Annotated in this window: 22 protein-coding genes; 12 read left to right on the top strand and 10 right to left on the bottom strand. The window is 74.0% G+C overall.

All coding sequences use genetic code 11. The features are described 5' to 3' along the window. Positions 1-24: 24 nt before the first annotated feature. From FHS88_RS02170 to hslV, 4 genes are read right to left on the bottom strand one after another with little or no spacing between them, the layout of a single operon-like run. Positions 25-456 carry a PaaI family thioesterase gene (locus FHS88_RS02170; RefSeq protein ID WP_184480823.1) on the bottom strand — a complete coding sequence of 144 codons (432 nt, stop codon included), beginning with the start codon at positions 454-456 and terminating at the stop codon, positions 25-27. A gap of 44 nt (positions 457-500) precedes the next feature. Then, a complete protein-coding gene (locus FHS88_RS02165) occupies positions 501-1310 on the bottom strand; it encodes an EcsC family protein (RefSeq protein ID WP_184480821.1) in 810 nt (269 codons plus the stop codon). Between the two features lie 14 nt (positions 1311-1324). Continuing rightward, the gene (gene hslU / locus FHS88_RS02160) at positions 1325-2650 is read right to left on the bottom strand and encodes an ATP-dependent protease ATPase subunit HslU (RefSeq protein ID WP_184480819.1); all 1326 of its coding nucleotides are present in this window, start codon (positions 2648-2650) and stop codon (positions 1325-1327) included. Beyond that, positions 2647-3207 (bottom strand): ATP-dependent protease subunit HslV, encoded by a 561-nt coding sequence (gene hslV / locus FHS88_RS02155; protein ID WP_184480817.1) that lies wholly within the window; start codon positions 3205-3207, stop codon positions 2647-2649. The genes hslU and hslV overlap by 4 nt, the downstream gene beginning before the upstream one ends. A 92-nt stretch (positions 3208-3299) precedes the next feature. Between hslV and hisB the strand changes: the two genes are divergently transcribed. The 4 genes from hisB to FHS88_RS02135 are packed head-to-tail and all read left to right on the top strand — an operon-like array spanning position 3300 to position 5557. Further along, the gene (hisB, locus tag FHS88_RS02150) at positions 3300-3914 is read left to right on the top strand and encodes an imidazoleglycerol-phosphate dehydratase HisB (RefSeq protein ID WP_184480815.1); all 615 of its coding nucleotides are present in this window, start codon (positions 3300-3302) and stop codon (positions 3912-3914) included. Between the two features lie 2 nt (positions 3915-3916). Beyond that, on the top strand, positions 3917-4291 hold the full coding sequence (locus tag FHS88_RS02145) for a DUF2628 domain-containing protein (protein WP_184480813.1): 375 nt from the start codon (positions 3917-3919) through the stop codon (positions 4289-4291). Between the two features lie 19 nt (positions 4292-4310). After that, positions 4311-4970 (top strand): imidazole glycerol phosphate synthase subunit HisH, encoded by a 660-nt coding sequence (hisH, locus tag FHS88_RS02140; RefSeq protein ID WP_184480811.1) that lies wholly within the window; start codon positions 4311-4313, stop codon positions 4968-4970. Continuing rightward, positions 4967-5557 carry a GNAT family N-acetyltransferase gene (locus tag FHS88_RS02135; protein ID WP_246419180.1) on the top strand — a complete coding sequence of 197 codons (591 nt, stop codon included), beginning with the start codon at positions 4967-4969 and terminating at the stop codon, positions 5555-5557. Before hisH ends, FHS88_RS02135 begins: the two co-directional genes overlap by 4 nt. Before the next feature lie 16 nt (positions 5558-5573). Here the strand turns inward: FHS88_RS02135 and FHS88_RS02130 are convergent, their stop codons facing one another. Continuing rightward, entirely contained in the window at positions 5574-6572 is a 999-nt protein-coding gene (locus FHS88_RS02130; RefSeq protein ID WP_184480809.1) for a calcium/sodium antiporter, read from the bottom strand. A 108-nt stretch (positions 6573-6680) separates the two neighbouring features. On the opposite strand from FHS88_RS02130, the gene FHS88_RS02125 reads away from it, so the two are divergent. After that, on the top strand, positions 6681-7346 hold the full coding sequence (locus tag FHS88_RS02125) for an isochorismatase family protein (protein ID WP_184480807.1): 666 nt from the start codon (positions 6681-6683) through the stop codon (positions 7344-7346). Positions 7347-7553: 207 nt separating this feature from the next. Then, positions 7554-8282, top strand: coding sequence for a 1-(5-phosphoribosyl)-5-[(5-phosphoribosylamino)methylideneamino]imidazole-4-carboxamide isomerase (gene hisA / locus FHS88_RS02120; protein ID WP_184480805.1), 729 nt, complete (start codon positions 7554-7556; stop codon positions 8280-8282). Positions 8283-8422: 140 nt separating this feature from the next. Here hisA and FHS88_RS02115 read toward each other — a convergent pair whose 3' ends face one another. Then, positions 8423-9388 (bottom strand): DUF6492 family protein, encoded by a 966-nt coding sequence (locus tag FHS88_RS02115; protein WP_184480803.1) that lies wholly within the window; start codon positions 9386-9388, stop codon positions 8423-8425. 201 nt (positions 9389-9589) lie between these two features. Here FHS88_RS02115 and hisF point away from each other — a divergent pair, with 201 nt between their 5' ends. Together hisF and FHS88_RS02105 are read left to right on the top strand one after the other, a co-directional pair. Next, positions 9590-10372: an imidazole glycerol phosphate synthase subunit HisF gene (gene hisF / locus FHS88_RS02110; RefSeq protein WP_184480801.1), complete on the top strand. Its 783-nt coding sequence runs from the start codon at positions 9590-9592 to the stop codon at positions 10370-10372. Continuing rightward, on the top strand, positions 10372-10938 hold the full coding sequence (locus FHS88_RS02105) for a phosphoribosyl-ATP diphosphatase (protein ID WP_184480799.1): 567 nt from the start codon (positions 10372-10374) through the stop codon (positions 10936-10938). Before hisF ends, FHS88_RS02105 begins: the two co-directional genes overlap by 1 nt. A gap of 99 nt (positions 10939-11037) precedes the next feature. On the opposite strand, the gene FHS88_RS02100 is transcribed toward FHS88_RS02105, so the two are convergent. Then, complete coding sequence (locus tag FHS88_RS02100) at positions 11038-11763, bottom strand: PEP-CTERM sorting domain-containing protein (RefSeq protein WP_184480797.1); 726 nt, start codon at positions 11761-11763, stop codon at positions 11038-11040. Between the two features lie 242 nt (positions 11764-12005). Here FHS88_RS02100 and FHS88_RS02095 point away from each other — a divergent pair, with 242 nt between their 5' ends. Together FHS88_RS02095 and FHS88_RS02090 are read left to right on the top strand one after the other, a co-directional pair. Then, positions 12006-12416 carry a histidine triad nucleotide-binding protein gene (locus FHS88_RS02095; protein ID WP_184480795.1) on the top strand — a complete coding sequence of 137 codons (411 nt, stop codon included), beginning with the start codon at positions 12006-12008 and terminating at the stop codon, positions 12414-12416. 340 nt (positions 12417-12756) lie between these two features. Next, the gene (locus tag FHS88_RS02090; protein WP_184480793.1) at positions 12757-12924 is read left to right on the top strand and encodes a hypothetical protein; all 168 of its coding nucleotides are present in this window, start codon (positions 12757-12759) and stop codon (positions 12922-12924) included. A gap of 80 nt (positions 12925-13004) precedes the next feature. Here FHS88_RS02090 and rsmI read toward each other — a convergent pair whose 3' ends face one another. After that, a complete protein-coding gene (gene rsmI / locus FHS88_RS02085; RefSeq protein WP_184481316.1) occupies positions 13005-13853 on the bottom strand; it encodes a 16S rRNA (cytidine(1402)-2'-O)-methyltransferase in 849 nt (282 codons plus the stop codon). A gap of 44 nt (positions 13854-13897) precedes the next feature. Between rsmI and FHS88_RS02080 the strand changes: the two genes are divergently transcribed. Together FHS88_RS02080 and FHS88_RS02075 are read left to right on the top strand one after the other, a co-directional pair. After that, positions 13898-15043, top strand: coding sequence for a penicillin-binding protein activator (locus FHS88_RS02080; protein ID WP_184480791.1), 1146 nt, complete (start codon positions 13898-13900; stop codon positions 15041-15043). 6 nt (positions 15044-15049) lie between these two features. Next, on the top strand, positions 15050-16438 hold the full coding sequence (locus FHS88_RS02075; RefSeq protein ID WP_184480789.1) for an ATP-binding protein: 1389 nt from the start codon (positions 15050-15052) through the stop codon (positions 16436-16438). Positions 16439-16534: 96 nt separating this feature from the next. Here FHS88_RS02075 and trpS read toward each other — a convergent pair whose 3' ends face one another. Then, complete coding sequence (trpS, locus tag FHS88_RS02070; RefSeq protein ID WP_184480787.1) at positions 16535-17536, bottom strand: tryptophan--tRNA ligase; 1002 nt, start codon at positions 17534-17536, stop codon at positions 16535-16537. A 55-nt stretch (positions 17537-17591) separates the two neighbouring features. Further along, the gene (locus tag FHS88_RS02065) at positions 17592-18275 is read right to left on the bottom strand and encodes a YggS family pyridoxal phosphate-dependent enzyme (RefSeq protein WP_184480785.1); all 684 of its coding nucleotides are present in this window, start codon (positions 18273-18275) and stop codon (positions 17592-17594) included. Between the last annotated feature and the right edge of the window lie 68 nt (positions 18276-18343).

The following is an 18343-nucleotide window of genomic DNA, read 5'->3' as shown; positions in this document are numbered from 1 at the left end:
CTGCGCGGCAGGGTAGCGAAGCCCTCAGGGCGCGCCCAGACGCTTCCAGACGCCGTCGGCGGTGGCGACGATGCGGCTGCCCACGGTGAGCTGGCCGCGCACGAAGACGACCGAGCGCGTGGCGCGCACAGCCTCGGCCCGGGCCTCGATGAATTCCCCCGCCTTGGCGCCCGAGACGAAATGCGTGTTGAGCTGGATGGTCACGACAGGCGCCTTGCCGGCCGCCGCCCAGCAGGTGACGCCGAGGATCTGGTCGAGGAAGGTCACCAGCATCCCGCCATGGATGATGCCATGCGCGTTGCCGTGGCGCGGCTCGGCGAGCAGGCCATAGACCCAGCCATCGCCCTCCCGCTTCGACCAGAAGGGGCCGACGAGGCTCGGGAAGCCTTCCTCGTGCCAATGCAGGATCTTCCAGCCGGCGGCGGCGGGGTCGAAGGGGGCGGGGGCGTCGGTCATGGCTTCCGCTTCGCGCGGCGGGGCGGCGGCGTCAATCCGGGGCGTCAGCGCCCGCGCGGCAGGAAGGGGGCGTCGCGGCCGGCCTCGACCTCCGCCCAGGCGGCGCGGATGCGCGCGGGGCCGTAGGCGCGCTCCAGCCGGCGCAGCACGAAATGGCCGCGCCCGACGCTGCGGAAATGCTGGAGGAAGGCGAGGTTCACCGCCGCCCCCGCCGCCGCGCCCAGCACCGGCGCAGCCTGCGCCGTGACCTTGAGTCCGACCGGCCCCACGAAGCGAGAGGCGACGGCGGCGACGAAGCCGGGCAGGACCGTGCGGCCCACCGCCCCCTTCAGCGCCTCGGCCAGCGCGAGGCGGACGGCGAAATACCCGCTCTCCGCCGCGTCGTCGGCCGGCGAGCTGCCGCCGAGGGCGAACACCTTCAGGCATTCGGCGGCCGCCTCGGGCGCGCCGAGATCCTCGCCCTCCTCCGCCGCGACGGCGGCGATCTGGCGCAGCAGGATGGTGGTCGAGACCGGCAGTTCCATCAGCGTGCCGGGCAGGCCGAAGGCCCCGCCCATGGCGCCGGAGGCGAAGGCGAGGCCGCGATGGAACCAGCCCGAAGGCACGGGCAGCGGCGTCACCGCCGGGCCCGAGCGCAGCGCGGCCGACATGGCGAGCGTCAGCGCCGCGCGCACCGCGCCGTCCACGCTGCCCTGGAGCGCCGCGGGCAGGCGCGCGCGCAGCGCCTCGACCGGCAGCCCGGCCAGCGCGGCGAGGCGCGCGGCGAGGGAGGGGTTCTCCAGCGCCTCGTAGGCGGCGAGGAGGTCGCGCTGGTCGCGCGGCGCGAGCGGGCCGGCGGTGGTGGCGAGGCTCATCGCCGCCGGCCCCGCTAGAGGATGAAGCGCGAGAGGTCCGCGCTGCCGGCCAGCGGCGCGACCCGCTCCCGCACCAGCGCGGCGTCCACCCGGATGGTCTCGCCAGCCCTATCCGAGGCGGTGAAGGAGATGTCCTCGAGCAGCCGCTCGAGCACGGTGGCGAGGCGCCGCGCGCCGATGTTCTCCACCGTCGCGTTGATCTCGGCGGCGAGGTCGGCGAGCGCCTCCACCGCATCCTCGGCGAAGTCGAGGTTCACCCCCTCGGTCCCGAGCAGCGCCGTGTACTGCTTGAGCAGGGAGTGTTCCGGCTCGGTCAGGATGCGGCGGAAATCCTCGCGCGTGAGCGCCGAGAGCTCGACGCGGATCGGCAGCCGGCCCTGCAGCTCGGGCAGCAGGTCGGACGGCTTCGCGAGGTGGAAGGCGCCGGAGGCGATGAACAGGATGTGGTCGGTCTTCACCGGGCCGTGCTTGGTGGTGACGGTGGTGCCCTCGATCAGCGGCAGCAGGTCGCGCTGCACGCCCTCGCGGCTCACGTCGCCGCCGCGGAAGCCGGATTCGGAGGTGCGGGCGCAGACCTTGTCGATCTCGTCGAGGAAGACGATGCCGTTGTTCTCGGCATTCGCCACCGCGTCGCGCACCAGCGCGTCCTGGTCGAGCAGCTTGTCCGCCTCCTCGCGCGTCAGCACGGTGCGGGCCTCGGCCACCGTCATCTTGCGCGGCTTCTGGCGGCCGCCGAACATCCTGCCCAGCATCTCCTGCATGTTCTGCATCTGGATGCCCTGGGCGCCGGGCAGGTCGATCATGCCGAGCGGCATGCCCGCCCCGGCATCGGTCACCTGCACCTCGACCTCGCGCGTCTCGAGCTGGCCCTCGCGCAGCAGGCGGCGGAACTTCATGCGCGTCTCGCCCGAGGCGCCCTCGCCCACCAGGGCGTTGAGCAGCCTCTCCTCGGCGGCGAGCTCGGCCTTGGCCTGCACGCCGCGGCGCGCCTGCTCGCGGCCCATGGTGATCGCCGCCTCCACGAGGTCGCGCACGATGCTGTCCACGTCGCGGCCGACATAGCCGACCTCGGTGAACTTCGTCGCCTCGACCTTGAGGAAGGGCGCGTTCGCGAGCTTCGCCAGCCGCCGCGCGATCTCGGTCTTGCCCACGCCGGTGGGCCCGATCATCAGGATGTTCTTGGGCACCACCTCCTCGCGCAGCCCTTCGGGGAGCTGCTGGCGGCGCCAGCGGTTGCGCAGCGCGATCGCCACCGCGCGCTTGGCGTCCTGCTGGCCGACGATGTGGCGGTCGAGCTCGGAGACGATCTCGCGGGGGCTCAGATTGATCGCCTCGCTCATGCCTCGATCGTCTCCAGCACGATGTTGCCGTTGGTATAGACGCAGATGTCGGCGGCGATCCGCATTGCGCGGCGGCAGATCTCCTCGGCGTCCACGCCTTCCACCGGCAGCAGGGCGCGCGCGGCCGCGAGCGCGTAGTTGCCGCCCGAGCCGATGCCGATGATCGCGTCCTCGGGCTCCAGCACGTCGCCCTGGCCGGTCACGAGCAGGGAGCGCTTCGCATCCGCCACCGCCAGCAGGGCCTCCAGCCGGCGCAGGTAGCGGTCGGTGCGCCAGTCCTTGGCGAGATCGACGCAGGCGCGTTCGAGCTGGTCGGGGAAGCGCTCGAGCTTGGCCTCGAGCCTTTCGAGCAGGGTGAAGGCATCCGCGGTCGCGCCGGCGAAGCCCGCCAGCACGCGGCCGCCGGCGATGCGGCGGACCTTGCGGGCATTGCCCTTGACCACCGTCTGGCCGAGCGAGACCTGGCCGTCGCCCGCCATGGCGACGCGCCCGCCCTTGCGCACGCAGAGGATGGTGGTGCCGTGCCACCCGAGGGGATCGTGTTGTGGGGAGTTCATGGTGCCCCGAATGTGGGCGAGCGGGCGGCCGGACTCAACGGGGCCCCTCGGGGCCGTTGCGGCACCCCGGCCGGGGGGCGTAGGTAACGGACATGCAAGGTTCCTTCGCCCCGCCGCGCCGCGCCGAGATCGCCCGCAGCACCGCCGAGACCGAGATCCGCGTCGCCCTCGACCTCGACGGCACCGGCCGGGCCGAGGTCGCGACCGGCATCGGCTTCCTCGACCACATGCTGACCGCGCTCGCGCGCCATTCGATGATCGACATGCAGATCGCCGCCCGCGGCGACCTGCACATCGACTTCCACCACACCGCCGAGGATGTCGGCATCGTGCTCGGCCAGGCGCTGCGCAAGGCGCTGGGGGAGAAGCGCGGCATCCGCCGCTACGGCGCCGCCCTGCTGCCGATGGACGAGGCGCTGGCCGAATGCGCGGTGGACCTCTCGGGCCGGCCCTTCCTCGCCTGGTCCGTCCCCTTCGCCCGCGACAAGGTGGGGGAGATGGACACCGAGCTGTTCGAGGAGTTCTTCCGGGCACTGGCCTTCAATGCCGGCATCACCCTGCACATGACCTTGAAGGCGGGCACCAACGCGCACCATGTCGCCGAGGCCTGCTTCAAGGCCGCCGCACGCGCGCTCCGGCAGGCCGTCGAGCCCGATCCGCGGGCCGGCGGGGCGATCCCCTCGACGAAGGGGGTGCTGGAGGCTTGAGGATGCGCGTCTGGACGGTGCATGTCCGACCGCCCGACCGGAACCGTCCGCCGCGCACCTTGCTGGTCCGCGACGGCTTCGCCTTCGGCGCCTTCCTCGCGCCGGTGCTCTGGTTCGCGGCGAACCGGCTCTTCGCGCTGGCGGCGCTGGCGCTCGCCGCCACGGTGGCGCTCGGCGCGCTGCTGCCGCCCGCCGCGGCGGCGCCGCTGCTGCTCGGCCTGCAGCTCTTCATCGGCTTCGAGGCGCGGGCGCTGCAATCCTGGTGGCTAGGCCTGCGTGGCTGGCGAACGGAAGGCGTGGTGATGGGGCGGAACGAGGATGCCGCCTTCCTCACCCTGGCCAGCGCCCGGCCGGATCTCGCGCGGCTCGCGGCCTGAGGCGGGGAGGAGGGGGGGGATGGCGCAGCGCGTCGCGGTGGTGGATCCGGGCTCGGGCAACCTCGCCTCGGTGGTCCGCGCCTTCGAGAAGGCGGCGGAGGACAACGACATCGCGGCCGAGGTCAAGGTCGTCACCGCCGCGTCCGACCTGCGCCTCGCCGACCGCATCGTGCTGCCCGGCCAGGGTGCCTTCGCGGCCTGCCGCCGCGGCCTCGATGCCCTGCCCGGCGTGGTGGAGGCGCTCGAGGAACGGGTGCGCGGCATGGGCGTGCCCTTCCTCGGCATCTGCGTCGGCATGCAGTTGATGGGCACGAAGGGCCTCGAGCACGGGGAGACGCCGGGCCTCGGCTGGATCCCGGGCGTGGTGGCGCCGATGGACCCGCGCGGCCCGGACGGCACGCCGCTGCCGCTGCCGCAGATGGGCTGGAACGCCCTCTCCTTCGAGGAGAACTTCCACCCCGTGCTCGACGGGGTGAAGCCCGGCGACCAGGTCTATTTCGTCCACTCCTTCGCCTTCGAGGCCGACGATCCCGAGGACGTGATCGCCACCACCGACTATGGCGGCCCCGTGACCGCCATCATCGCGCGCGGCAACCTTGCCGGGCTGCAGTTCCATGTGGAAAAGAGCGGCCCGGTGGGGCTGCTGATGCTCGCCAACTTCCTCAGGTGGGAACCTTGAACGCTTCCGCGGCCCTGCAATCCGCCCGCGCGCTGGCTGTCGAGCGCGTCGAGCACCTCTCGGAGGCCGACCTCGCCGAACTGGCCGAGGCGACGGACGCCGCCATCATCGAGGGCGGCGGCTTCGGCTGGGTCGAGCCGCAGGGGCGCGCGGCGCTGGTGCGGCATTTCCGCGGCGCGCTGCTGGTGCCCGAGCGGGAATTGTTCGTCGCCCGCCTCGACGGCCATCCGGTCGGTTCGGCGCAGCTCGTCCGCCCGCCCCGCAACAACGAGGCGCAGGCCTTCAGCGCGACGCTGACCCATGCCTACATCGCGCCCTATGCCCGCGGCGTGGGGCTCGCGCGGATGCTCGTGCAGCGGGTCGAGGAACGCGCCGCCGCGCTCGGCCACCGGGTGCTGAACCTCGACGTGCGCGAGACGCAGCGCACCGCCATCGCGCTGTTCGAGAGCCTCGGCTACGTGCATTGGGGCACCCACCCCTTCTATGCGCGGGTGAAGGGGCAGACCGTGGCCGGGCGCTTCTACTACAAGACGCTGGAACCCGGCCGCGGGCGCAGCACGGGCGCGCTGATGGACGGCGCCTGCTGAACGCCGCCGCCCGGCCTCAGGCGGGCCACATCCACCAAAGATAGGCCGCATAGAGGCCGAGCAGCAGGCCGCCCTCCCGCCGGCCGATGCGCCATCCGGTGCGCGCGACCACCAGCAGCAACAGCGAGACGGCGAGCATCAGCGGCGCGTCGAAGCCCGCGATCCCGGCGGGGATCGCGGTCGGGGCGATCATGCCCGTTGCGCCGGCGATGCCGAGCACATTGTAGATGTTCGAGCCGAGCACGTTGCCGATCGCCACATCCGCCTGCCGGCGCATGGCCGCGATGGCCGAGGTGACGAGCTCGGGCAGCGAGGTGCCGACCGCGACGATGGTCAGGCCGATCAGCGCCTCCTCCACCGCGAAGGCGCGCGCAAGGGCCACCGCGCCATCCACGAGCAGCCGCCCGCCGAGCACGACCAGCGCAAGCCCGCCCAGCAGCAGCGCGAGGGAGAGCGCGAGGCCGCCCGCCGCCGAGGCCGGGGCGGCGCGCAGCCGGTCGGGATGCGCCTCCTCGAAGGCCACACCCTTGTCGAAGGCGGCCGTGTGGTCCGCCGTGCCGCGCGATTCCTGCCACCAGGCGAAGCCGAGATAGGCGACGAGTCCGGCCAGGAAGGCCGCGCCCACCATCCGGTCGAGCGACCACAGCAGCCCGGCCGCGACCAGCGCCGCGGCCGCCGCCGCGCCGATCACGCCGTCGCGCGCCAGCGCGGCGGAGGTCACGCGGACCGGATGGATCAGCGCCGCCGCGCCGAGGATCAGCAGCACATTCGCGATGTTGGACCCGACCACGTTGCCGACCGCGATGCCCGGCGAGCCCGCGAGGGAGGCCTGCACGCTCGTCACCAGTTCCGGCGTCGAGGTGCCGAAGCCGACCAGCGTCAGCCCGATCAGCAGCGGCGAGATGCCGAGGCGTTCGGCGATCTGCACCGCCCCACGCACCAGCGCCTCCCCGCCCAGGGCGAGCAGCACCAGCCCGCCCAGGATCAGCAGCGTCGTCTCCAACAGGCCCCCCATCGGCTCGGTTTCGCGGCCAGATGGGAAGGGGCCCCGCGCCGTTCCAGCCCGCCTTGTGATCGGGCCGCGGGCATGGAACGCTTTCGCCGCGCGGCGCGGGATGGGGCGATGATCGAGGACGGGAAGACGGCGCGGCAGCTCTATGCGGAGGCGAAGGCCTCCTCAACCCGCCGTCGCTTCGGCTTCGGCCGGCGCGCGGCGCTCGTGAACATCGACCTGCAATGCGCCTACACGCAGGTCGGCACCTACGCCACCGCCTACGAGACCGACCCGCGCCAGATCGAGCATGTGAACGCGCTGGCCCGCGCCTTCCGCGCGCGGTCCTGGCCGGTGGTCTGGACCTATGTGGCCTACCTGCCCTCGGGCGAGGATTGCGGCGTCTGGGGCACGCGCTCGGACACGCCGGACAGCCTGCAGAACATCAAGGAGGGCTCGCCGCGGGCGGCCCTCGACCCGCGGGTGGAGCGCGCGCCATCCGACATCCTGATCAACAAGCGCATGGCGAGCGCCTTCTTCGAGACGCATCTGCGCTCCCTGCTCACCTTCCACGGCACGGACACGGTGGTGGTGACCGGCGGCTCCACCTCGGGCTGCGTGCGCGCGACGGTGGTGGACGGGCTGTCCTGCGGCTTCCGCATGATCGTCCCGGAGGAATGCGTGGCCGACAAGCACGAGAGCCCGCATTTCGCGAACCTCTACGACATGGCGGTGAAGTACGCCGATGTCCTGCCGGTGGGCGAGGTGCTGGAGGCCATTCCGCGCATGCCCGGCTGACGGGGCGCGCCGCCTGTCCTCGCGAGCCCGGGCTTCGCTCCCACGCGATGCGGAGACGGCCCGCGCCGCTGCGGCGAGGCGGCCGCATCCGCGGCGCTCGTCCCGCCGGCACGGTCCGGCACGGGAACCCCATCCCCGCGGCGGCCTGCCGCGCTATAAGGCCGCCCCTGCCGGCGCCTGGCCCGGCGCCGCCACGGACCCGACGCCATGACCCTCACGCTCTATCCCGCCATCGACCTCAAGGGCGGCCAGGTGGTGCGCCTCCGGCGCGGGGAGATGGACCAGGCGACGGTCTATGCCGAGGACCCCGCCGCCCAGGCGCGGGCCTTCATCGCGGCGGGCTTCGCCTGGGTGCATGTGGTGGACCTCGACGGCGCCTTCGCCGGCCGGCCGGCGAATGCCGAGGCGGTGCGCGCCATCCTCGCCGCCGTGCCGGGCGCGCGCATCCAGCTCGGCGGCGGCATCCGCTCCATGGCGGTGGCGGAGGCGTGGCTGGCGGCGGGGGTCAGCCGCATCATCCTCGGCAGCGCGGCGGTGAAGGACCCCGATTTCGCGCGCGCGGCCTGCCGGGCATTTCCCGCGCGCGTCGCGCTCGGCATCGACGCGCGCGAGGGGATGGTGGCCACCGAGGGCTGGGCGGAGACCTCCGATGTCAGCGCCACCGACCTCGCGAAGCGTTTCGAGGATTCCGGGGCGGCGGCGGTGATCTACACCGACATCGCGCGCGACGGGATGCTGGGCGGCGTGAATGTCGAGGCGACGGCGGCGCTGGCGCGGGCGGTGCGCCTGCCGGTGATCGCGAGCGGCGGCGTGGCCGGCGTGGCGGATCTCGTGGCGCTGCGCGAGGCGCGGGCCGGCATCGAGGGCGCGATCATCGGCCGCGCGCTCTATGACGGGCGGATCGCGCCGGAGGCGGCGCTGGCGGCGGCCGGGTAGGCGCGGCGCGCCTCATATCAGCGGGCGAAAGGTCTGACCTTTCGCCCGCTGGTACGGCGCGCGGGGCTGGTGGGGCGGCCGCGCGCGGAAGCAAATCCTGGTACCCTGCAGACAAAGGTCCATCCTTTGTCCGCGGGGTATCAGCCCGCGGCGGGCTGCCGCCGCGCCAAGGCCTCGATCATGCGCCGGAGCCGTGGCACGTAATCGGCGGGCGGCATCCGCATGTTCGACTGCACGAGGAAGAATTGCCGGCGGCCCTGCTCCTGCTCGCACAGCGCGATGGCCGGCTCGAGCTGCTCCGGGAACTTCACGTCGTAGCCCCAGTCGTCCCTGTTGCGCGGGTCGGGCGCGTAGCCGGCGTAGCCCTCGATGGCCCGGGCGACATGGCCAAGGAGGTTGTACTCGGCCGGAAAATCCGTGCGGTAGTAGGTTTGGACCCAGTCCTTGTGCATCTCGCGCAGCGCCGACCGCAGAGTGGCGGCCGTCCGCGTCAGGAAGCGCGGCGTCGGGAGGATGTAGTTGAAGGCCTCCGCCCGGTCGGTCAGCCGGCCGCGGAAGAGGATCTGGCGCCCGACCTCGAAGGCGAAATCCTCGTAGGTCTCCGCCGGGCATTCGCGCAGATGGAGCCGCCCCTCGCCGTCGAAGACATCCCCATGCACCAGCGGATGGGTCAGGAAGGTGTCGGAATCGAGGAACATCACCGCGTCGGCGCTGAGCTCCGCGGCCGCCTCGATCTTGGCGATCTGCTGCAGCTTCCAGCCCGAATAGAGCCGGGCATGGGACGGGATGCGCCACTCGAGATGGCGCAGCCAGCGCCCGGGGCGGCCGCCCCAGAAGCGCCGCTGGCGCTCCACCTTCGCGGGCAGCACGGCCGCGGTCGGCAGCAGCCTCAGGCGCGGGCTGCCGCCGAAGCGCGCCGAGAAGAGCGGCAGGTCCTCGGTGTGCACGACCGCCACATGCTCGAAGCCGGGGGCGAAAAGTTCCAGCGAATGGCGCAGCAGGGCGAAGCGCTCGACATCCGGTGCGTGGGAGATCGTCAGCAGGCAGAGCGAAGGCTGCCGCTTCCGCGATGGGTCGCTGCGATCCGCCATGGCTTCCCCGCTCATGCGCCGATCCGTCGCATGGCCCGCATCGGCGGGCAACACCGGCCGCGCGCCGGGCTGCGGCGAGGGCGGGGCGGATTTATTGGCGGCAGGGGCCACGCCTTCCCTTGACCGGCGGCGCAATCCGCATCACTCGATCCCCGGCAGGCGCCGAAGCCCGGCGGGGCGCCGGTTTGCCGACAATCGGACAGGTCATCCACGCCCTTGCTCGCCCTCCGTGTCATCCCCTGCCTCGACGTGAAGGACGGCCGCGTCGTCAAGGGCGTAAACTTCGTCGAACTGCGCGACGCCGGGGATCCGGTGGAGCAGGCCCGCACCTACGACGCCGAGGGCGCGGACGAGGTGACCTTCCTCGACATCACCGCCTCCCACGAGAACCGCGACACCATCCTCGATGTCGTCGCCCGCACGGCGGCGGAGGTGTTCATCCCGCTCACCGTCGGCGGCGGCGTGCGCAGCGTCGAGGATGCGCGGCGGCTGCTGCTCGCCGGCGCGGACAAGGTGTCCATCAACTCCGCGGCGGTGGCCGATCCCGACCTGGTGCGCCGCTGCGCCGAGGCCTTCGGCAGCCAGGCCATCGTCGTGGCCATCGACGCGCGCAGGAAGGAGACGGGCGAGGGCTGGGAGGTCTTCACCCATGGCGGCCGCCGCGGCACCGGCCTCGACGCCGTCGAATGGGCAAGGCGCGTCGCCGCCCTCGGCGCGGGCGAGATCCTGCTGACCTCGATGGACCGCGACGGCACCAGGCAGGGCTTCGACCTGCCACTGACGCGGGCCGTGCGCGCGGCGGTGCGGCTGCCGATCGTCGCCTCGGGCGGCGTCGGCGCGCCGGAGCATTTCGTCGAGGGGGCGCGGGCGGGCGCGACCGGGCTGCTCGCCGCCTCGGTGTTCCATTACGGCGCATTCCGCATCGCCGAGGCGAAGGCGGCGCTGGCCGCGGCCGGCCTGCCGGTGCGGCGGCTGCGGCGCCGCATGGAGGGGGGCTGATGGGCAAGGCGGCGAAGAAGAAGCCGGCGGCGGCCAAGGCTGCGGCGGCCAAGGCCGGGCCGAAGAAGAAGGCGGCGAAGAAGGTGAAGCTGCCGCTGCCCGTCGCCGCCGCTCCGCCGGGCGGCCCGGCCAAAGGCAAGCTGCCGAAGCCGCTGCGCAAGGCGGAGAAGCGGGTGCTCGCCCCCCTCGCGCCGGATGTCGCCGGCGCGGATGCCGCCATCCTGGACCGGCTCTGGCAGGTGGTGGAGGACCGCCGGCTCTCGGGCGATGTCGCGCACTCCCATTCGGCGCGGCTGCTCGCCCGCGGCACCGCCAAGGTCGCGCAGAAGCTCGGCGAGGAGGCGGTGGAGTGCGTCATCGAGGCCGCGACCGGCAACCGGGACGCGACCGTGCTCGAGAGCGCGGACCTGCTCTATCACCTGCTGGTGGTCTGGGTGGATGCCGGGATCCATCCGCAGGAGGTCTGGGCCGAACTGGCGCGCCGGCAGGGCATCTCGGGCATCGCCGAGAAGGCGGCGCGGCCGCGCGGCATCATCCGCGCGGCAGGGACGACAAAACTGCCATAGGGCGAGCCCGCGCCGGCGCGCAGCGCCGGGCCGCCGCAAAAGGAAACCCGGCCGCGCGTGAGCACGGCCGGGCGATCTTTCCGTCCTCTCGCGGCCGGATCAGGCGGCGCGGCGGCGCATCGCCATGCCGAGGCCGGCGAGCGCGATGCCGAACAGGCCGAGCGCGGCCGGCGCCGGGATCCGCACCTGCTCCAGCGAGCCGATGCTGAAATCGTCGAAGCCGAAGAAGTCCGTGCCCGCGGCGGTGTTGCCGAAGGTGATGGCGGTGAAGGTCAGCGTCTCGATGATGCCGAAATAGAGCACCCCGCCGCCACGGCCATTCACGGTGTTCGGCACGTTGATGGTCTGCGCCCCGCCCCCGGCCAGCGTCAGCGTCACCTGGCCGCCGAAATCGCCGATGTCGATGCCGTAGAATCCGAAGGCCGCCACCGGGTCGGAGAAGGTGATGGTGAAGTTCTGCCCCGTCTCCCAGTACTTGTCGCCGGAGATCGGGTAGCGGCCGACGCCGTTGGTGCCGGTCGGCACGCTGGCCACGCTGCCGCTGCCACCGAGGGTCGCGGTGCCCGCGGCGCCGAAGCTGACCGCGAGCGGAGCGCCGGTGCCCGCCGCGAAGCCCTCGAAGGTCTCGGTGCCGACGCCGACGAGGTTCGCGAAGAAGGCGTTGCGCGCCGCATCCGCGTTCGGCGTCGCGGCGAGGCGGACAGTCTCGCCCTGGCCGAGATCCTCGCCGAAGAAGGTCAGCGGCGCGGCCGAGCCGCTGCCGGCGGTGCCAATCGTGAGGAGCAGCGCCGCCGATCCCGCCTTGATGATGTGCTGAAAGCCCATGCCGAAGATCCTTGAACGCTGGGGTGTGCGTGGCGCGGTTGTGCCTCGCCAGACCAAGTCTCTGCATGGTTCGTGCCGGAAATATTCGCGAGTGATTCCAGGGATTTGTCGCTGATTGCATGAACTCGGCCGCCCGGGTGTAAGGTTTTCCGACCGTGCAACCGGGGGTTCCCCGCCTTCCCTCGCCGGACGGACATGGCATGGTGCGCGGCGCATCCGCACCCCTTGCCCGGAACCCCGCCATGCCCGTGACCGGCCTGCCGCCATACGACGACGCGAACATCTTCGCCCGCATCCTGCGCGGCGAGATCCCCGCCAGGAAGGTGCACGAGGACGCCCATGCCCTCGCCTTCCACGACATCAACCCGCAGGCGCCGGTGCATGTGCTGGTCATTCCGAAGGGGCGCTACGTCTCGGTCGCCGATTTCGCGGCCACCGCCAGCGCCGAGGAGATCGCGGGCTTCTGGCGCGCGGTGGCGAAGGTGGCGAAGGACCTCGGGCTGGAAGGCCCCGGCTACCGCGTGCTGATGAACATGGGCCGGGACGGCGGCCAGGAAGTGCCGCATTTCCACGTCCACATCTTCGGCGGGCGGCCGCTGGGGCGGATGGTCGCCCGGTCCGAACAGGCCGCATCGGGTGCCGACGGCGATTGACCACGGCCGGCGCCTCCGCGGCGCTTCCGCCGTGAGGATGGCAAGACGCCGCATTCTGGCCGGGATCGCGTTCCTCCTGCCGGCGGCAGCCCAGGCCCAGCCGTCGCGGTCGGATGGGGAGCGGCCACGCGGCCAGGGCGGCGGGCCGCCCGGGGGGCGCGGCAACGCCGGCGGCGGCCAGGGCCGCGGCCAGCCCCAGCCGGGCGGGCCGGCGCAACGGCCGGGGCCGGCCGGCGGACCGCCGCGCCTCGGTGCCGATGCCCAGGGCATCGCGCGGGGCTGGCAGGCCGCCAATCCGGGCTGGTCGCCCCGGCCGCTGCCGCCGGGGCAGATGCGGCAATTGGCGCGCGGGCGCCCGCTGCCGCCCGGCATCGCGCGCCAGGCGGTCCCGCCGGGGCTGCTCGCGCAGCTGCCGGTTCATCCCGGCCATGCCTACGCGATGGTCGGCACCTCGCTCGTGCTGCTCGGCGCCGGCGGCGTGGTGGTGGACATCCTGGGCCTGTTCTGAGCTCGCGCGCCGGCGGTGCAGGGCCGCGGGCGATGGCCGGGGCGGTTCGCGGGCCGCCAGCGCGCACCGGCTCGCGGCGATCAGTCCTCCGGTTCGGCGCGGCCCCCGCCCATGTCCAGCGCCCGCCGGTACACCTCCCGCCTGCTCGCCCCGGTCGCCTCCGCCACGCTCGCCGCCGCGTCGCGCAGGCTGAGCCCCGCCGCCAGCGCCGCGCGCAGCCGGGCATCGAGTTCCTCCCCGCCAGCCGCCTCCGCCATGGCGGGCCCGACGACGATGCAGATCTCCCCGCGCGCCTCGTGCGTGGCGTAATGCGCGGCGAGGTCGCCGAGGCTGCCGCGCCGCACCTCCTCGAAGCGCTTGGTCAGTTCGCGCGCCACCGCCGCCGGGCGGTCCGCCCCCAGGCCCTCGGCCAGCGCCGCCAGCGCCTCGGCCAGCCGGTGCGGCGCCTCGTGGAACACCAGCGTCGCCGAAAGGCCCGCCCGTTCCACCGCCCGCAGCCGTGCCACCTCCGCCGCGCGCGGCCCCGCCTTGGCCGGCAGGAAGCCCAGGAACAGGAAGGGGTGCGGCGGCAGGCCCGAGAGCGCCAGCGCCGTCACCGCCGCGTTCGGCCCCGGCACGGCCGAGACCGCGACACCCGCGGCGATCGCCTCCCGCACCAGGCGGTAGCCGGGGTCGCTGAGCAGCGGCGTCCCGGCATCCGAGACGAGCGCGAAACGCTCCCCCGCCTTCATGCGGCCGACCAGCCTCGGGGCTTGCGCGGCCTCGTTGTGATCGTGCAAGGGGATCATCGTCGCCGCGATGCCGTGGCGCGCGAGCAGGCCGCCGGTCACGCGGCTGTCCTCGCACAGCACGGCGTCGGCGTCCCGGAGCGCCGCGAGCGCCCGCGCAGAGAGGTCGCCGAGATTGCCGATCGGCGTCGCCACGAGCATCAGGCCCGGCCGCGCCGCCGGGTCGTCGGGAGGTTCCGAGGACCGTGCCGCTTCCGCCCCGCCTTCCTCTCCCACGCCGCTTCTCCGTCCTTGCCCTCGGCGCCCTTGTGGGCCTTGCGGCCTGCGGGCCGCAAGCCTCGCCGGTCACGCGCGCCCCGCTGCAGGAGCCGCCGCGCTCGCGCATCGCGCTGCTGCTGCCGCTTTCGGGCGCGCAGGCGCCGCTCGGGGCGGCGATGCAGCAGGCGGCCGAACTGGCGCTGTTCGAGCGCGGCAGCCGCAGCGTGGATTTCCTGCCGATGGACACCGGCGGCACCGCCTCGGGCGCCGCCCAGGCGGCCCGGCGCGCCGCCGCCGAGGGCGCGCGGGTGATCGTCGGCCCGCTGACCGCGGCCGAGACCTCCGCCGCCTCCGGCCCCGCGCGGGCGGCGCGCATTCCGATCCTCGCCTTCACCAACGACGCCGCGCAGGCCGGGGCGGGGGTCTGGACCCTCGGGGTGACGCCGGCGCAGCAGGTGCGCCGGGCGATGGGCGCGGCGATGGCGGGCGGGGCGCAACGCTTCGCGCTGCTCGCCCCCGATGACGCCTTCGGCCGCGCGCTCGCCGCCGCCATGCGCGCCGAGGCCGCCGGCTGGGGCCTGCCCGAGCCGGTGGTGCTGCTCCATGCCCAGCGGGCCTCGGCAGCCTCGGTGGCGCAGGAACTCGCCTCCCGCGCGGGCGGCGGGGTGGATGCGGTGATGCTCGGCAGCACGGGGGCGCAGGCGCGCCAGATCGCCGCCGCACTCGGCCCGGCGGGCCTCGGCGAGCCGGCGCCGCGCATCCTCGGCCATGCGCTCTGGGCGCAGGATGCCGGGCTGGGGCAGGAACCGGCGCTGGTCGGCGCCATCTTCGCCGCGCCGGACCCGCGCAGCCGCGCCCGCTTCGTTTCCCGCTACGAGGGCGCCTTCGGGGAGCGCCCGCCGCGCCTCGCGGGCGTGGCCTATGACGCGGCCGGCGTCGCCGCGCGCGTGGTGCTGACCCCGCGCGGCCAGGCCGGCCCGAACACCGGGGAGGTGTTCGACGGCGTGGACGGCCCGCTGCGCCTGCAGCCCGACGGCGTGGTGCAGCGCGGCCTCGCCCTCTTCGCCGTGGAGCAGGGCGGCGAGCCGCGCATGCTCGAAGCCGCCCCGCGCCCCGGCGCCGCCGGGTCCTGAACCGCCATGCCGGGCGAGGGCCCCCGCCCGGGGGCCTGGCTGCGCGCGAGCCTCGTCGTCGGCGCCGCGCCGGCCACCGCGCTGCTGCTGCTGATGGCCAACGGCGCGCTGGCGCCGCGGCCGGGCCTCGCCGCGCTGCTCGCGACGCTGGCCGGCGCGGCGCTGGTGGCGCGGCTCTGGCTCGGCAACCTCGCGAGGCTCGCCGCGCGCATCCGCGCCGCCGCCGCGGGGGGCGAGGCGCCGAGCCTCTCCGGCACCTTCCTGCTGCCCTCGGTCCAGGAGGTCGCGGACGGGGTGGCGCGGCTCGCGCGCAGCCTCGCCGAGCGCGGCGCGCTGGTGGAGCGGCTGCGCCGCGCCGATGCCGCCATCATCGAGGCGCTGCCCGACCCGCTGCTGGTGCTCTCGGCCGAGAGGGCGGTGCTGCGCGCCAACCGCGCGGGGCGCGAGATGCTCGGCACGCCGGGGGAGGCCGGCGCGCCGCCGCCCGATGCCGCCGCCCTGCTGCGCCACCCGGCGCTGGCCGAGGCGCTGGACCGCGCGCTCGCCACGGGCGCGCCGGCCTCGGCGGACCTCGTGCTGCCGGTGCCGGTGCTGCGCGACCTCGTGGCGCAGGCGATCCCGCTCGACCCGCCGCTGGCCGATGGCGGACGGTTGCTCGTGATCCTCTCCGACCGCACGCGGGAACGCGCGGTCGAGCGCATGCGCGCCGATTTCGTCGCCAATGCGAGCCATGAGCTGCGCACGCCGCTCGCCTCGCTGATCGGCTTCATCGAGACCCTGCGCGGCCCGGCGGCGGACGACCCGGCGGCGCAGCAGCGCTTCCTCGGCATCATGGCCGAGCAGTCGGACCGGATGCGGCGGCTGATCGACGATCTGCTCGGCCTCTCGCGCATCGAGATGACCGAGCACCAGGCGCCTTCGGGCAGCGCCGATGTCGCGCTGATCGCGCGCGCCGAGGCGGAGGCCATGGCGCCGCTCCTCGCCGCGCGGCAGGTGCGCCTCGCGATCGAGGCGCCGGAGCGCGCGATCGCCGCGCCGGCCGATCCCGACCAGGTGGCGCAGGTGGTGCGCAACCTGCTCGACAACGCGATCCGCCACGGGCGGCAGGGGGGCGAGGTGCGCCTCGCCGTCGCCGCCGCGCCGGGGCGCGACGGACGGGCGGGCGTGCTGCTGAGCGTGGCCGATGACGGGCCCGGCGTGCCGCGCGAGCACATCCCGCGCCTGACCGAACGCTTCTACCGCGTGGACAAGGCGCGGGCGCGCAGCGCGGGCGGGACGGGACTCGGCCTCGCCATCGTCAAGCACATCGTCAACCGCCACCGCGGCACGCTCGCGATCGAGAGCGAGGAGGGCGTGGGCACGACGTTTCGCGTGTGGTGGCCGGGTGGCGCCTGATGCCCCGCGGACAAGGGTCGATCCTTCGTCCGCAGGGTGTCAGGGCTTGGTTCCGCGCGCGGCCGCCCCACCAACCCCGCGCGCTGGCATGAGGCCTCAGCGCGCCGGCAGGAAGCCCACGATCTCGCGCGCCTTCGCCACGATCGGCTCGGCGATCGCGCGCGCGCGCTCCGCGCCCAGGTGCAGCGCGGCATCGAGGGCGTAGGGGTCGTCGAGCAGCCGCTTCATCTCCGCCGCGATGGGCGTCAGATGCGCGACCAGCGCCTCGGTCAGCGTGTTCTTGAACTGGCCGAAGCCCTGCCCGCCATGCTCGCGCAGCACGTTCTCGGGCAGCGTGCCGTTGATGGCGGCGAGGATGCCGACGAGGTTGCGCGCCTCCGGCCGGCCTTCGAGGCCCGCGAGGTGGTCGGGCAGCGGCTCGGGGTCGGTCTTGGCGCGGCGGATCTTCAGCGCGATGGTATCCGCATCGTCCGTGAGGTTGATGCGCGACTGGTCCGACGGGTCGGACTTGGACATCTTCTTCGTCCCGTCGCGCAGGCTCATCACGCGCGCGGCGACACCCTGGATCAGCGGCTCGATGGTGGGGAAGAACGCCACGCCGTAGTCGTGGTTGAACTTCTGCGCGATGTCGTTGGCCAGTTCGAGGTGCTGCTTCTGGTCCTCGCCCACCGGCACCTTGGTCGCGTGGTAGGCGTGGATGTCGGCGGCCATCAGGTTCGGATAGACGTAGAGCCCGGCGGAGGCCGCCTCGCGGTCCTTTCCGGCCTTGTCCTTGAACTGCGTCATGCGGTTCAGCCAGCCGATGCGCGCGACGCAGTTGAAGATCCAGGCGAGCTCCGCATGGGCGCGCACATGCGACTGCACGAACAGGATGCAGCGCCGCGGATCGAGGCCGCAGGCGATCAGCGCGGCGGCCATCTCCCGCGTCTGGCGCGTCAGTTCCTTCGGGTCCTGCCACACCGTGATCGCGTGCAGGTCCACCACGCAGTAGATCGCCTCGTGCGTCTCCTGCAGCGGCACCCAGTTGCGGATGGCGCCGAGGTAGTTGCCGAGGGTGGGAACGCCCGAGGGCTGGATGCCGGAGAAGACGCGGGTCATGGAAGGCCTTGGCTGGACGGGTCCGGGCCGTGCATCCCGCGCCGCGGCGGGCGCGTCAAGCAGCGGCGGGGCGGTGCCCGAAGATCGCGGTGCCGATCCGCACATGCGTGGCGCCCTCGGCGATCGCCGCCTCGAAATCCCCGCTCATGCCCATGGACAGCACGCCGAGGCCGTGGGCGGCGGCGAGCGCGCGCAGATAGGCGAAATGCGGGCGCGGGTCCTGGTCCACCGGCGGGATGCACATCAGGCCGGTGACGGGCAGGCCGTATTCCTCCCGCGCGGCGCGGATGAAGGCATCGGCCCCGGCGCGCGGCACGCCGTTCTTCTGCGCCTCGTCGCCGGTGTTCACCTGCACGAGGCAGTCGGGGCGGCGGCCCTCCTTCGCCATGGCATCGGCGACGGCCGCGGCGAGCCGCGGGCGGTCGATCGTCTCGATCACGTCGGCGATGCGCACCGCATCGCGCGCCTTGTTGGTCTGCAGCCCGCCGATGATGTGCAGGCGCAGCGCCGGATGGGCGGCGCGCAGCGGCGGGAACTTCGCCGCCGCCTCCTGCACGCGGTTCTCCCCGAACACCGTCTGCCCGGCGGCGAGCGCGGCCAGCACCGCCTCGGCCGGATGGGTCTTGGAGACGGCGACGAGCGTGACCGCGGCGGCATCGCGGCCGGCGCGGCGGCAGGCCTCGGCGATGCGGGCGCGGATGGCGGCGAGGTTGGCGGCGATGTCGGGCAGGTCGGCCATGGCGGCGGACCCTAGATCACCTCGCGCGGGGCTGGAACCGCCCCGCCGCGCCGGCGCCGATTCCCGTC

Source organism: Neoroseomonas alkaliterrae (assembly GCF_014199195.1).
In the GTDB taxonomy this organism is placed as follows: Bacteria; Pseudomonadota; Alphaproteobacteria; order Acetobacterales; family Acetobacteraceae; genus Neoroseomonas; species Neoroseomonas alkaliterrae.
The sequence above is the reverse complement of the archived record's forward strand: the minus strand, read 5'-3'. Positions and strand labels throughout refer to the sequence as shown.